Here is a 12798-nt window from a genome sequence, read left to right on the forward strand (position 1 = left end):
ACCGGAGCGATGAAACCGGACAATAGGATGAAACCGGACAATAGAGAGATAAGGGCATGCTGAAACCACGAGAACCACAGCCAGTGATGGATGTTCATCACCTGCCGGATGAGCATACCGCGCTTGCGGTGGAGGGGTTAAATTTGTATTACGGCGATAAACAGGCGCTGTGCGACATCTCCTTACGTATTCCTAAACACCGGGTGACGGCGTTAATCGGCCCGTCAGGGTGTGGTAAGTCAACACTGCTGCGCTGTTTTAATCGCATGAATGACCTGGTTGACCATTGCCGCATCGAGGGGGATATCCGGTTGCAGGGCATGCGCATTAACGACCCGGCGCTTGACGTTTCTACATTGCGTCGGCGTGTGGGGATGGTGTTCCAGCGCCCCAATCCGTTTCCTAAATCTATCTATGAAAATGTGATTTATGGTTTGCGCCTGCAAGGAGTGAAAGCGCGGCGTTTGTTGGATGAAACGGTGGAAAGCGCGTTGCGAGCGGCGGCGTTATGGCATGAGGTTAAAGACCGGCTGGGAGATAACGCGCTGACGCTCTCCAGTGGCCAACAACAGCGGCTGGTGATTGCCAGAGCGATTGCCATTGAACCGGAGGTGCTGTTGTTAGATGAACCAACCTCGGCGCTCGACCCTATTTCCACACTGGTCATCGAAGAACTGATGGGCGCGCTCAAACATCGTTTTACGCTGGTTTTGGTGACGCATAATATGCAGCAAGCTGCGCGAGTCTCTGATTATACGGCGTTTATTCATCATGGGCGGTTAATTGAATATAACGAGACAGACCGTTTATTTACCGCTCCGGCAGAACGCCGAACAGAGGATTATATTACCGGGCGGTTTGGCTAATTAAAAATCTCCGCAACTGTATTGCGGGGGTTTTAATATTAACCTTGGTTTATTAATTCGTTTTTTGTTTTTTATGGTTTGCGTTGTAATTATTTCATTTTTCTTTTTGTTTATTATTCTTGATGCTTGTTTTTTATTTTTATTTTTTTATGCGATTTTTTTAGTTTGGACTAAGCTATTTTTTGCAGCAATAGGCTGCATATTTTAATGGAATAACTCAGGATGAGAATATCTACAAAAATAGGTTTTACTCTGGGCATGGTTGTCGCGGTACTGTCACCGGCTTATGCACAATCTGTTGAGGAGCCAGTGCAGACCGTCATCACGGCGCTCGACTCGCCGTTGGCTGATAACCCGCTGTATGCGCGTTCAGAACAGAATACGACAGCTGTTGAACACGGCCCGCTGCGCGCCCCGGCCCCGGCATTAAGTTCGGTGCGTGTCTATTCAGTCTATTCGGCACAAAAAGGCGGCTGGCAGGCCGTGCCGTCAGGCACCTTCTCGTTGAGCGGTTACACCGGCGGTATATTGCGTATTGCGGTGCTGGAAACGGGGTACGGGGGCAATCGTATTGGCTGGGTCAACGGTGGGCAAACCAGCCCGTATCAGGTGAGTGCGGTGTGTATCGTGAATGGCCGTTATACTGAAAGCTGCCCGGCAGGTACTATCGTTTCTGGCTGGATGGCTTATTTCAATGCTGACAATTTGTCATCGGTGGTATTCCGTTATCAATCAACGTCAATTAATTTCCCTAACCGTACATTGAGTACCTCGCTCAATATTCAGTAAGGCATTTCCACAGGCGGCGTTAGCGCTGCCTGTGTTTTTCACACCGCAGATGCATTGACTAAAACTTACGAACTGACAGCACGTTCAGCAATGTGTGTGACGATATTTTATGTGTTGGATCAAAATAATTAACGAGCGTCATTAATTATCCGTGAGATTTATCTTTGAGGTGATAAAATAGCCACTGTTTTTATTCACGCATATGGCGGTAGGCATTATGAGATTCAGCACCATGAGCGAAGGCGACATTATCACCGAGCTGTGTCGGCGCATTAAAGATGCCCGCATTCAGCAACGGTTATCACAGGTGGATTTGGCCGAGCGGGCAGGCCTTGGTATTGCCACCATCAAACGCGCTGAAATGGGCGAATCCATCACTCTTAGCAGCCTGCTGGCTATTCTGCGTGGGTTAAATCGGTTGCACCAGTTGGAAGGCGTTTTGTTTGATACGGAAGTGGAGAATTTCCATGCCCGGTTAAACGGCGGGCAACCGCGTCCACCGGTGCGCATTCGTAAAAAAACCGGCGAGACGCCTGCCGCACCCGCCGTCGCACTCTCTGATACGATGCCAAAGCCGGTTGCCAGCGCACTTGACTGGTATGTGTCGGCCGCAGAAAACAACCTTATCTGGTCATGGCCGGACAATGAGAAAAAACTGCCCAAGTAGGTCTTGATTAGGCCGTGATTCGAGATGAAAAAACGCCGGGTATTACCCCGGCGTCTGTGTGATGGTGGACGGGTCGCCGCCCTTATGCGCACTGCACTGCTTTATTCGCACTGCACTACTTTGATTGCCAGCCCGCCGCGAGACGTTTCACGGTACTTCGCATTCATGTCTTTGCCGGTTTCGTACATGGTTTCAATCACTTTATCCAGCGAGACGCGCGGCTCGCTGGCGCGGCGAATTGCCATACGGGCGGCGTTAATCGCTTTGACCGAGGCAATCGCATTTCGCTCAATACAGGGCACTTGCACCTGACCCGCTACCGGATCGCAGGTGAGACCCAGGTTATGCTCCATGCCGATTTCTGCGGCAATACACACTTGTTCCGGGTTAGCGCCAAGCAGTTCGGCAAGGCCGGCGGCCGCCATGGAACAGGCCACGCCCACTTCACCCTGGCAGCCCACTTCCGCACCGGAAATCGAGGCATTGGTTTTAAACAGGACGCCAATGGCCCCCGCCGCTAAAAAGTAACGCAGGCAGGTATCCGGCGTGACCGGCTGAATAAAACGGTCGTAGTAGGCCAGTACCGCAGGAATAATGCCGCAGGCGCCGTTTGTTGGCGCAGTCACGACCCGGCCCCCAGCGGCGTTCTCTTCAGAAACCGCCATCGCAAACATGTTGACCCAATCCATCGCATCCATCGGGTCATTAGAAAAACGGCCATTGGTAAACAGCAGACGATGGAGCGCAGAAGCACGGCGCGGCACACGCAGGGGGCCGGGCAACACGCCTTCGGTGTTCATCCCCCGGTGTATGGCGCTCTGCATGGTTTGCCAGACGGTCGAGAAGTAGGCTTCAAGCGCGTCGCGGCCATGCATGGCGATTTCGTTTTTCATGACCACGGCCGAGAGCGACAGGCAGTTATCATGACAGTGCTGCAACAACTGTCGGGCTGAATAGAATGGCCAGGGCGCTTGCTCTTCTTGCGTCATATTCTGGCCAAAATGTTCCTGATCAACGACAAAGCCGCCACCAATCGAATAGTAGGTTTTGCTATACACAACCTTCTGGTCGGCATCAAGTGCGCTGATCGTCATACCGTTTTCGTGCAGCGGCAGATTTTCTGGTTGAAAACGCAGTGCGTGCTCCAGCGGAAAGTTGACCTCATAACGGCCATTCAATAACGGCAGACGCTGAGAGTGCTGTACCTGCTGAATAAATGCCGGAATAGCATCGATATCTACGCTATCGGGCAGGTTGCCTGCCAGCCCCATGATAATGGCGATATCGGTATGGTGGCCTTTTCCTGTCAGTGCCAGCGAGCCATAAACATCAACAACAAGGCTATCGACCAACGGCATCAGGGATTGCTTGAGCAAATCGTCGGTGAACATATTGCCAGCTTTCATCGGGCCAACGGTATGGGAGCTGGAAGGGCCGATACCAATTTTGAAAATATCAAATACGCTGACCATAGGGGGTTCCTTTCAGATAGTGCAGGCGGCAAGCGCCTGCACCAAAGACAAACAGAGATTACTCGAACAGGGTGTAGACAATCGCGGTGATGGCAATCAGGCCCAGCAGGGTGACAAACACATTACTCAGTGCGCCGCTGTATTGACGCATAGCCGGTACTTTACGAATGGCGTACATCGGCATCAGGAACAGCAGGCACGCAATAACCGGGCCGCCCAGTGTTTCTATCATGCCTAAAATGCTTGGGTTCAGCGTGGCAACCAGCCATGTGGTCAGCAGCATAAACAGCGCGGTAATGCGGTTCAGCCTGGCTACCGGAACGGTTTTACCCCGGCTGCGCAGCATTTTTATCATCATGCCGTTAAGACCTTCCCCGGCACCCAGATAGTGACCAAGGAAGGATTTGGAAATGGCGATAGTCGCGATGACCGGAGCCATATAGCCCATCACCGGGTTGTTAAAATGGTTTGCCAGATAAGAAAGGATGGAAATGTTCTGTGATTTGGCTTCCATCAAATCAGACGGAGAAAGCGCGAGTACACAGCTGAACACAAAGAACATCACGGTCAGCACCATCATAATGTGGCTACAAGCCAGAATGCGAGAGCATTTTTTCTCGGCATTTTCACCATATTCACGGCGTTTAGCGACAGCAAATGAGGAAATAATCGGAGAGTGGTTAAAGGAGAAAACCATCACCGGGATAGCCAGCCATAAGGTCGCCAGCAAGCCATTACCGGTGGTGCTGTTTGTCAGCGAAATATTATGAAAAACCGTTGTGTTCCAATGCGGAACTAAATACAACGCCAGCATCATTAATACGGCCACAAATGGATAAACTAATACACTCATGGCTTTTACAATCATGGCCTCGCCGAAGCGTACAATAAACATCAGGCCAAGAATAAGAACTAAAGACAAAATGGCGCGAGGCGGCGAGGGTAAATGCAATTGATGAGTAATGAAACTATCAACCGTATTAGTGATGGCGACGCTGTAAACCAGCAGAATAGGGTAAATCGCGAAGAAATAAAGCAGCGTGATTAATTTTCCCGCACCTGTACCAAAATGTTCCTCAACGACTTCGGTAATATCTTCACCGTTTTTCTTACCGGATAAGACAAAACGGCATAATGCGCGATGAGAGAAATACGTCATCGGGAAAGCAATTATTGCCATGATAATTAAAGGAATTAAGCCACCGATACCGGCATTGATGGGTAGAAATAATACACCAGCGCCAATTGCTGTGCCATAAAGACCAAGCATCCAGACGGTATCTGTTTTACGCCAGCCTGAACTTTGCTCCAGTACCTGGCTGCTATCTTGGATTGTGCTCATGAATGTTTCTCCTAGGTGAACACAGAGTATAAAAAATACCGTACCGGCCACAGACCAATACAGAGATAATTCGCAGGTGCCACACAAGACATCATGTGAATTGTTGTCATGTTTATTGTGGCGGCATTTTATATCCTGAACATTGGGGAATAATAGTGAGGCGATCACAGAAATGAACGGAAGTAAAATATTTTATCATTATACCAGAAAAAATAAAATATCACTATTGATGCTTTAAATAATTTATCTATCAGTGGTATCTTTTTTGATGCGTTAATTTAAGGCATGGAATAAATGATGAGAGGAAATATTCTATTTGATAAATAAAATACGCCTGTGGAAAAAACAGCACAACTGATTCATGGAGAAAATAAATTCATAGAATGGCGTGGCAATAAAAAGGGAGATTAACACTCACGAAGGTAGTATAAGAACATTTATATACCCGTCATACTTCACGTTGCAGGTGCGTTGCCTTTCCTCGCTCACCCCGGTCACTGACTTGAGTAAGCTCCTGGGGATTCGCTGCGTCGTCGCCTTCCCGCAACTCGAATTATTTAGGGTGTAACATCATTGATCACATAAAGAAAAACGCCATGCAGTGGCATATCTGGCGGGTAATAATCGGGCAGGCGAGCTGCCCGAGGAAAGGGCGAGGGTTAATCGTCCAGATGCGTTGCGGCCCAGGCCAGGCCAGACTGATACACCGCTGGCAACAGGGGGGCCAGTTGCTTGAGTGTGGCACGTAACGCGGCCTTATCCGGGTGATTCAGGTTCAGGTGGCCGACTTTGCGCCCCGCCCGCACCTCTTTTTCATACCAGTGCAGGTGAATCAAGGGCAGCGTTAACCATTCGAGATTTAGCTCAGTCCCAATCAGGTTCACCATCACAGATGGGCTGGCAACCACAGGCGCAGGCAGCGGCAGGTCGAGAATCGCCCGCAGGTGCAGTTCGAACTGGCTGATGGACGCGCCGTTTTGCGTCCAGTGGCCGCTATTGTGTACCCGGGGAGCCAGTTCATTGATAAGCAGACTATCGCCAACCACAAAACACTCCATCGCCATCACACCGACGTAATTGAGGTGATTCATGATGGCTGACAGCATCTGTTCGGCCTGCTGCTGTAAAGCGCTATCCGGCTCAGGCAGCGCCACGCTGGTGCGCAGAATGCCGTCTTCATGCAGGTTATGGGTCAGTGGATAGAACACGCACTGGCCCTGGGCGCTGCGTGCGCCAACCAGCGAGACTTCGCCAGAAAACGCGATCCCCTGCTCAACAATGCACTCACCGTAACAGTCGGCAGGCAGGCTGTGTTCTTCACCGGGGCGGATACGCCACTGGCCGCGCCCATCATAACCCCCGACGCGGCGTTTCACGATGGCCAGCTCGCCAAGCGCGGCAAACACCGGAGGCCACTCTGATGCCGATGCCAGTAACTGCCAGGGCGCGGTCGCCAGATTGAGCGTATCCAGCAGCTGTTTTTGGCTATAGCGATCGGCCAGTCGCGGGAAGATATCGCGGTTGACGAAGGCCGCGTGCTGCGCCAGTTGGCGGGTTAATGCGGTTTCAGGCCAACGCTCGATTTCAGCGGTGATAATGCTGTGCGCTACCGGAACTGACTCCGGCTCGGCATCCAGCCCGACGGGGTAAACCGCAATACCGAGCGGTTCACCGGCCTGACGTAACATACGACCTAGCTGGCCGTTGCCCAACACACAAACCGGTTTCATGCTTCTTCCCTCGGGTCTGGATGCGTGAGCACTTCGTCGGTTTGTGCCTGACGCCAGGCAGCAAGGCGCGTGGCCAGGTCGCGGTCATGGCGCGCCAGAATCTGTGCGGCCAGCAGGGCCGCGTTGGCTGCACCGGCTTTACCGATAGCCAATGTACCGACCGGAATACCGCGCGGCATTTGGACTATCGAGTAAAGGCTGTCAACGCCGCTTAATGCCGCGCTTTGCACCGGTACACCCAGCACCGGCACCAAGGTTTTCGCTGCCAGCATGCCCGGCAGGTGTGCCGCGCCGCCAGCGCCAGCGATAATGACATCAAAGCCGTTTTCATCAGCCTGTTCAGCAAAGCGAAACAGTTTATCCGGTGTACGGTGTGCGGAGACGACTTCGACATGATAAGGCAGGTTTAGCGTCGTAAGAATGTCTGCGGCAAACTGCATAGTGGCCCAGTCACTCTTTGAACCCATAACAATAGCGATTTTCGCCGGGGCAGCGTTGGATGACATGCCTGTAGTGCTCCTGTGGTCTGCATGACGATGGTGATTGATCAACGACGATAGGACGAGGCGCTCATCGTACGTGATGCGGTCTTGCGTGGCGCAACGGCGACCTGCCAGCCAAGCCACAGGTCGCGAGGGCGTAGAGCATACCATGACCCAGAGGGGAGGAAAACGGTTGCGTAGCGATGAAAAGGGCTTCTTTCGGTAAAAAATGCGCTAAATCTTCGATGCCAGTGGGAAAGTCGTGAGCTGAAGCCCGGCGTGATTGACCTGTAAAACCGACCCCTGGTGATGCCAGGCGCCCAGCACGGCTCGTTCGGCGGTGAGGCCTGCGCCATCAACATTAACATTAACATTAACATTAACATTAACATTAACATCAACGTGGTGAATGGCCGGGCGATGGGTGTGGCCGTGGATAAGTAATGTCGCATGATGGTGCTGTAAGCGCGCTATCACCTCCGCATCGTTCACATCCATGATTGCCATGGGCTTGTGTTGATTCGCCTGCTGGCTGGCTGCGCGCATGCGGGCGGCTATGCCCAGACGCAATGACAGGGGTAACAGCCTGAAAATAAATTGAATCAACGGGTTATGAACTTTACGGCGAAAGCGTTGATAAGCCTGATCGTCAGTACACAGCGTGTCGCCGTGCATTAACAGCGTGCGGCGGCCATACAGGGTTATCACGGTTTCCGTCGGCAATAGCTGTAAACCGCTGCGACGGGCGAAGTGCTTACCGAGTAAAAAGTCCCGATTGCCATGGACAAAGTAGCAAGGGGTACCGCGTTGTGTCAGGTCATGTAGCGCGTTGGCGACGGTGCGGTGCAGTTCGGCCGGATCGTCGTCGCCTATCCAGGCGTCGAACAGATCGCCGAGAATATACAGCGCGTCGGCGCCCGGTGCGTCTTCACGCAGAAAACGCAGAAAACCGGCGGTGATCGCCGGTTCATGTTCGCTAAGATGCAGATCGCTAATAAATAGCGTGGTCATGCAACCGAATTACTCGCTAACGGTGACATGGGTGACAACCACATCTTCTTTCGGCACATCCTGGTGCATGCCGCTACGACCGGTTGCCACAGCCTTGATTTTGTCAACCACATCCAGGCCTTCTACCACTTCGGCAAATACGCAGTAACCCCAGCCGTTCATGCTTTCTGATTTGAAATTCAGGAAATCATTATCCACGACGTTGATGAAGAACTGAGCCGTTGCTGAGTGTGGATCGGCGGTACGCGCCATTGCCAGCGTGCCGCGATTGTTTGCCAGACCATTGTTCGCTTCGTTCTTGACGGGAGCCTGAGTGTCTTTCTGTTTCATGCCCGGTTCAAAACCGCCGCCCTGAATCATGAAGCCGTTGATAACACGGTGGAAAATGGTGTTGTCGTAAAAACCGCTGCGGCAGTAGTTCAAAAAGTTTTCTACAGTAAGCGGTGCTTTATCCGCAAACGTGTTAATCACGATGTCGCCGTGGTTGGTATGAAACGTAATCATAAATGAACCTTACTGTAAGCCAATACACAGAATAATGAGTGATGTTCACCGAGGCGCGAAGCCGCCAAGAGCGCTCTTATAACATAAGTGAATGGTTGAGTCAGCATGGGGGAGGTGGGGGAGGTCGTTCGCTGTTAGCGACAGGCGATTTTATTTCAAATTTACTCTTTAAATATATCTATTTACTTGAATTTATTTGAAATACATTTTTATTGCGTTAAATCAATAATTGCTTTCATTTCGATAGGTTTTTTTACTTTCTAAATTTATTCTAACTGCGGTTGATAGTCACTCTCGTTAACGCACTGTTCATTCAATATTCACTATACAGGTAGGTAAATTATGTTAGACCGGATTAATCAGCTGTTAGACAACCCGGACGGCGGCAAGCTGGTTTTGCGACTGGCATTCAGTATTCTGATGTTGTTTCACGGTGTTCATAAACTCATCGCAGGTGTCGGCGCTATTCAAGGAATGCTGGCTGCTCATGGCTTGCCGGGGTTTATCGCCTATGGCGTGTTTGTCGGTGAGGTGATTACACCGGTTCTGATGATTCTGGGGATTCTGACTCGCCCGGCGGCACTGTCTTTCTCCTTTACCATGCTGGTCGCCTTCCTGTTGGCGCATCCTGAAGCGATTTTCACGCTGGATACAAACCGGTGCCTGGGGCATTGAGGGTGTTGCGGTGTATTTCTTTGCGGGTATTGCCATTGCTCTGCTGGGCAGCGGTAAATACTCTGTGATGAGTAATCCGCGCTGGCGCTAAAACGGCGTCTCTCTCGATGAAAAACCCGGCAATTGCCGGGTTTTTACGTTTACGTCAATGGCATGACGAATAGCCGATGATGGCCGAATAATCGGTTCGTTTGCTTGCAATAGCGCAGGGTTCAGGTTTCAATACGCAGCTGGATCCGAAAACCGGATAAGCACTGATTTTATTAATGATGCGTACCGCAGACCGTTTTGCGCACTTTCCTGCGATGACCCCGTCCTGCGACCCCCTGGCTTGTGAACACCATGGAATGCCCTGATGCTAAAGATCTTTAATACCCTGAGTCGTCAAAAAGAGGAATTCAAACCCATTCACGCTGGCAAAGTTGGCATGTATGTGTGCGGGATAACCGTTTACGACCTGTGTCATATTGGTCATGGCCGTACATTTGTGGCATTTGACGTGGTATCACGCTACCTGCGTTATCTGGGCTATGACGTGAAGTACGTGCGCAATATCACTGATATCGACGATAAAATTATCAAGCGTGCAACGGAAAACGGTGAAACTATCGATCAACTCACCGGGCGCATGATTGCAGAAATGCACACCGATTTTAATGCGCTGAATATTCTGCCGCCGGATGAAGAGCCGCGCGCCACCCACCATATTACCGACATCATCGAACTGGTGGAGAAGCTGATTGCCCGTCGCCACGCTTATGTCGCGCAAAACGGCGATGTGATGTTCAGTGTTGATAGCGCGCCCGGCTACGGCGTGCTCTCCCGTCAGGATCTGGAACAACTGAAGGCAGGCGCCCGGGTTGAAATCACCGAAGTGAAGCGCAATCCGATGGATTTTGTGCTGTGGAAAATGTCCAAGGCGGGTGAACCGAGCTGGCCGTCACCGTGGGGCAATGGCCGCCCGGGGTGGCATATCGAGTGTTCAGCGATGAACTGCAAACAACTGGGCGAGCATTTTGATATTCACGGCGGCGGATCGGATTTGATGTTCCCGCATCATGAAAATGAAATTGCCCAGTCTACCTGCGCGCATGGCGGGGATTACGTCAACTACTGGATGCACTCCGGCATGGTGATGGTTGACCGGGAGAAAATGTCCAAATCGCTGAACAATTTCTTCACGGTGCGCGATGTGCTACAGCACTATGATGCGGAAACTATTCGTTATTTCCTGATTTCTGGCCATTATCGCAGTCAACTGAACTACACCGAAGAGAATCTCCGGCAGGCGCGCGCCTCGCTGGAGCGCTTATATACTGCGTTACGCGGCACCGACGTCACGTCAGCAGCGGCGGGTGGCGAGGAATTTGAGCGCCGTTTCCGCACGGCGATGGATGACGATTTCAATACGCCGGAAGCCTATTCGGTGTTGTTTGATATGGCGCGCGAAGTCAACCGTCTGAAAACGGAAGATGTCGCGGCAGCCAGTGGCCTCGCGGCGGCATTGCGCCAGTTGGCTGGCGTACTCGGCTTGCTGGCACAAGAGCCGGAAGCGTTCTTGCAGCAAGGCGCTCAGGCTGATGACGGCGAAGTCAAAGAGATTGAGGCGCTAATTAAGCAGCGTAATGACGCACGTCAGGCGAAAGACTGGGCGCTGGCAGATGCTGCGCGTAACCGATTGACGGAAATGGGCATTGTGCTGGAAGACGGTGCGCAGGGGACTATCTGGCGGCGTAAATAAGGCGATGATATCCAGGTGATGCATGTTCTGCCTTACCGGTCTTCGCCTCATAACAAGAATCTGTATTTAGCGTATTAAGAACAAAAAGTGCATAAAAAGGCCCGTTTACGGGCCTTTTTACGTTTCTGACGGTTGTCAGTGACGGCATGCTGTCACTGACAGAGTGCGGCGTTACGCCTGAACGGTCACGCTTTGTCCATTAAAACGCACCACCTGACCGGCGATGATTTTACAGCGCTTGCGCGTTTCGGTCTGGCCGTCAACCGTCACACCGCCTGCGGCTATCGCCAGTTTGGCGCTAGCGCCGCTGTCGCTCCAGCCCTGTAATTTCAGCAGATCGCACAGTTCAACGTGCGGGTGTTTGTCGAGGTGAAAAATGCTCATGTATTAGGCCTGAGTAGAGGTATCGTGATATTCCTCGCATGCTTGCAAGGTGTTTTGAATCAGCGTGGCGACCGTCATCGGGCCGACACCGCCGGGAACCGGTGTAATATACCCTGCGCGCTGCTGCGCTTCATCGAATTTAACGTCGCCCACCACTTTGCCATTTTCCAGCCGGTTGATGCCGACATCAATAACGATAGCGCCGGGTTTGATCCACTCACCGGGAATAAACCCAGGCTTACCGACCGCCACCACCAGCAGATCGGCATGCTCGACATGGTGACGCAGGTCTTTGGTAAAACGGTGGGTGACGGTCGTGGTGCATCCCGCCAACAGCAGTTCCATACTCATCGGGCGGCCAACAATATTGGATGCGCCGACCACAACCGCATTCAGGCCGAACATATTGATGTTGTAACGCTCAAGCAGCGTTACGATGCCGCGTGGCGTGCAAGGGCGCAGCAGCGGCGCGCGCTGGCACAGGCGGCCAACGTTATAAGGGTGGAAACCATCCACGTCTTTATCGGCGGCAATGCGCTCAATCACTTTGGTGTTATCGATTCCCGCAGGCAGAGGCAATTGCACCAGAATGCCATCGATGGCGGCATCGGCATTCAGCTCATCGATCAAGGCCAGTAACTCGGGTTCAGTGGTGCTCGCCGGAAAGTCATAAGAGCGGGAAACAAACCCGACTTCTTCACACACTTTGCGTTTGCTGGCGACATAAATCTGTGACGCCGGGTTATCACCAACCAGCACAACCGCCAGTCCGGGCGCGCGTTTTCCTTCAGCCAGGCGCTGGGTGACGCGAGCAGCAACTTCGTCTTTTACCTGCTGCGCAATCGTTTTACCATCAATAATTTTTGCAACCATGTACAGAAAATCCATCATTTTAATGCGAGGGGAATGGCGCCTATTTTGGCAGAAGCTGTGCGGGCTGTCAGGCTTTGTCTCGTGATTAATTACGCGGTTTGTTTGAATGACCGGGCTGCCAGCGCCGTCTGAACGCGTATTTTAACACCCGATTGCCCTGTGACTTGATGCGTGCCGTTTCCAGCAATCGATAAACAGGCGACAAAAAAGATGTGGCGGACGACGTGCGATTGATGCCATGTCGCGAATTTTTCCGAATAGG

Annotated in this window: 12 protein-coding genes and 1 pseudogene; 5 read left to right on the forward strand and 8 right to left on the reverse strand. The window is 51.9% G+C overall.

Annotation, left to right across the window (positions count from 1 at the left end):
* Positions 1-56: 56 nt before the first annotated feature.
* From pstB to O1Q98_RS06255, 3 genes are all read left to right on the forward strand, one after another.
* Positions 57-866: a phosphate ABC transporter ATP-binding protein PstB gene (gene pstB / locus O1Q98_RS06245; protein WP_125260236.1), complete on the forward strand. Its 810-nt coding sequence runs from the start codon at positions 57-59 to the stop codon at positions 864-866.
* A gap of 222 nt (positions 867-1088) precedes the next feature.
* Complete coding sequence (locus O1Q98_RS06250) at positions 1089-1655, forward strand: YolA family protein (RefSeq protein WP_125260235.1); 567 nt, start codon at positions 1089-1091, stop codon at positions 1653-1655.
* A gap of 217 nt (positions 1656-1872) precedes the next feature.
* On the forward strand, positions 1873-2322 hold the full coding sequence (locus O1Q98_RS06255; RefSeq protein ID WP_125260234.1) for a helix-turn-helix domain-containing protein: 450 nt from the start codon (positions 1873-1875) through the stop codon (positions 2320-2322).
* 101 nt (positions 2323-2423) lie between these two features.
* On the opposite strand, the gene O1Q98_RS06260 is transcribed toward O1Q98_RS06255, so the two are convergent.
* The 6 genes from O1Q98_RS06260 to ppiB form a co-directional block, all read right to left on the reverse strand.
* On the reverse strand, positions 2424-3794 hold the full coding sequence (locus tag O1Q98_RS06260) for an L-serine ammonia-lyase (RefSeq protein WP_125260233.1): 1371 nt from the start codon (positions 3792-3794) through the stop codon (positions 2424-2426).
* Between the two features lie 58 nt (positions 3795-3852).
* Complete coding sequence (locus tag O1Q98_RS06265) at positions 3853-5136, reverse strand: HAAAP family serine/threonine permease (protein ID WP_125260232.1); 1284 nt, start codon at positions 5134-5136, stop codon at positions 3853-3855.
* A 659-nt stretch (positions 5137-5795) separates the two neighbouring features.
* On the reverse strand, positions 5796-6866 hold the full coding sequence (gene purK, locus O1Q98_RS06270; protein WP_125260231.1) for a 5-(carboxyamino)imidazole ribonucleotide synthase: 1071 nt from the start codon (positions 6864-6866) through the stop codon (positions 5796-5798).
* Entirely contained in the window at positions 6863-7372 is a 510-nt protein-coding gene (gene purE / locus O1Q98_RS06275; protein ID WP_125260230.1) for a 5-(carboxyamino)imidazole ribonucleotide mutase, read from the reverse strand. The genes purK and purE overlap by 4 nt, the downstream gene beginning before the upstream one ends.
* Positions 7373-7582: 210 nt before the next feature.
* A complete protein-coding gene (gene lpxH / locus O1Q98_RS06280) occupies positions 7583-8359 on the reverse strand; it encodes a UDP-2,3-diacylglucosamine diphosphatase (RefSeq protein WP_125260229.1) in 777 nt (258 codons plus the stop codon).
* A gap of 9 nt (positions 8360-8368) precedes the next feature.
* On the reverse strand, positions 8369-8863 hold the full coding sequence (ppiB, locus tag O1Q98_RS06285; RefSeq protein ID WP_125260228.1) for a peptidylprolyl isomerase B: 495 nt from the start codon (positions 8861-8863) through the stop codon (positions 8369-8371).
* Between the two features lie 342 nt (positions 8864-9205).
* On the opposite strand from ppiB, the pseudogene O1Q98_RS06290 reads away from it, so the two are divergent.
* Both O1Q98_RS06290 and cysS read left to right on the forward strand, forming a co-directional pair.
* Positions 9206-9629: pseudogene (locus O1Q98_RS06290) on the forward strand (DoxX family protein).
* 264 nt (positions 9630-9893) lie between these two features.
* Positions 9894-11279 (forward strand): cysteine--tRNA ligase, encoded by a 1386-nt coding sequence (gene cysS / locus O1Q98_RS06295; protein WP_125260227.1) that lies wholly within the window; start codon positions 9894-9896, stop codon positions 11277-11279.
* Positions 11280-11450: 171 nt separating this feature from the next.
* Here the strand turns inward: cysS and ybcJ are convergent, their stop codons facing one another.
* The gene (ybcJ, locus tag O1Q98_RS06300) at positions 11451-11663 is read right to left on the reverse strand and encodes a ribosome-associated protein YbcJ (RefSeq protein WP_125260226.1); all 213 of its coding nucleotides are present in this window, start codon (positions 11661-11663) and stop codon (positions 11451-11453) included.
* 3 nt (positions 11664-11666) lie between these two features.
* On the reverse strand, positions 11667-12536 hold the full coding sequence (gene folD, locus O1Q98_RS06305; RefSeq protein WP_125260225.1) for a bifunctional methylenetetrahydrofolate dehydrogenase/methenyltetrahydrofolate cyclohydrolase FolD: 870 nt from the start codon (positions 12534-12536) through the stop codon (positions 11667-11669).
* Positions 12537-12798: the final 262 nt, after the last annotated feature.

This window comes from Dickeya lacustris, from assembly GCF_029635795.1.
In the GTDB taxonomy this organism is placed as follows: domain Bacteria; phylum Pseudomonadota; class Gammaproteobacteria; order Enterobacterales; family Enterobacteriaceae; genus Dickeya; species Dickeya lacustris.

Excerpts from the sequence above, each read along its gene's own strand:
- O1Q98_RS06255 (WP_125260234.1), top strand. The coding sequence starts at position 1,873 with ATGAGATTCAGCACCATGAGCGAAGGCGACATTATCACCGAGCTGTGT.
- ybcJ (WP_125260226.1), bottom strand. The coding sequence starts at position 11,663 with ATGAGCATTTTTCACCTCGACAAACACCCGCACGTTGAACTGTGCGAT.
- O1Q98_RS06265 (WP_125260232.1), bottom strand. The coding sequence starts at position 5,136 with ATGAGCACAATCCAAGATAGCAGCCAGGTACTGGAGCAAAGTTCAGGC.
- ppiB (WP_125260228.1), bottom strand. The coding sequence starts at position 8,863 with ATGATTACGTTTCATACCAACCACGGCGACATCGTGATTAACACGTTT.
- lpxH (WP_125260229.1), bottom strand. The coding sequence starts at position 8,359 with ATGACCACGCTATTTATTAGCGATCTGCATCTTAGCGAACATGAACCG.
- O1Q98_RS06260 (WP_125260233.1), bottom strand. The coding sequence starts at position 3,794 with ATGGTCAGCGTATTTGATATTTTCAAAATTGGTATCGGCCCTTCCAGC.
- pstB (WP_125260236.1), top strand. The coding sequence starts at position 57 with ATGCTGAAACCACGAGAACCACAGCCAGTGATGGATGTTCATCACCTG.
- cysS (WP_125260227.1), top strand. The coding sequence starts at position 9,894 with ATGCTAAAGATCTTTAATACCCTGAGTCGTCAAAAAGAGGAATTCAAA.
- O1Q98_RS06250 (WP_125260235.1), top strand. The coding sequence starts at position 1,089 with ATGAGAATATCTACAAAAATAGGTTTTACTCTGGGCATGGTTGTCGCG.
- folD (WP_125260225.1), bottom strand. The coding sequence starts at position 12,536 with ATGGTTGCAAAAATTATTGATGGTAAAACGATTGCGCAGCAGGTAAAA.
- purK (WP_125260231.1), bottom strand. The coding sequence starts at position 6,866 with ATGAAACCGGTTTGTGTGTTGGGCAACGGCCAGCTAGGTCGTATGTTA.
- purE (WP_125260230.1), bottom strand. The coding sequence starts at position 7,372 with ATGTCATCCAACGCTGCCCCGGCGAAAATCGCTATTGTTATGGGTTCA.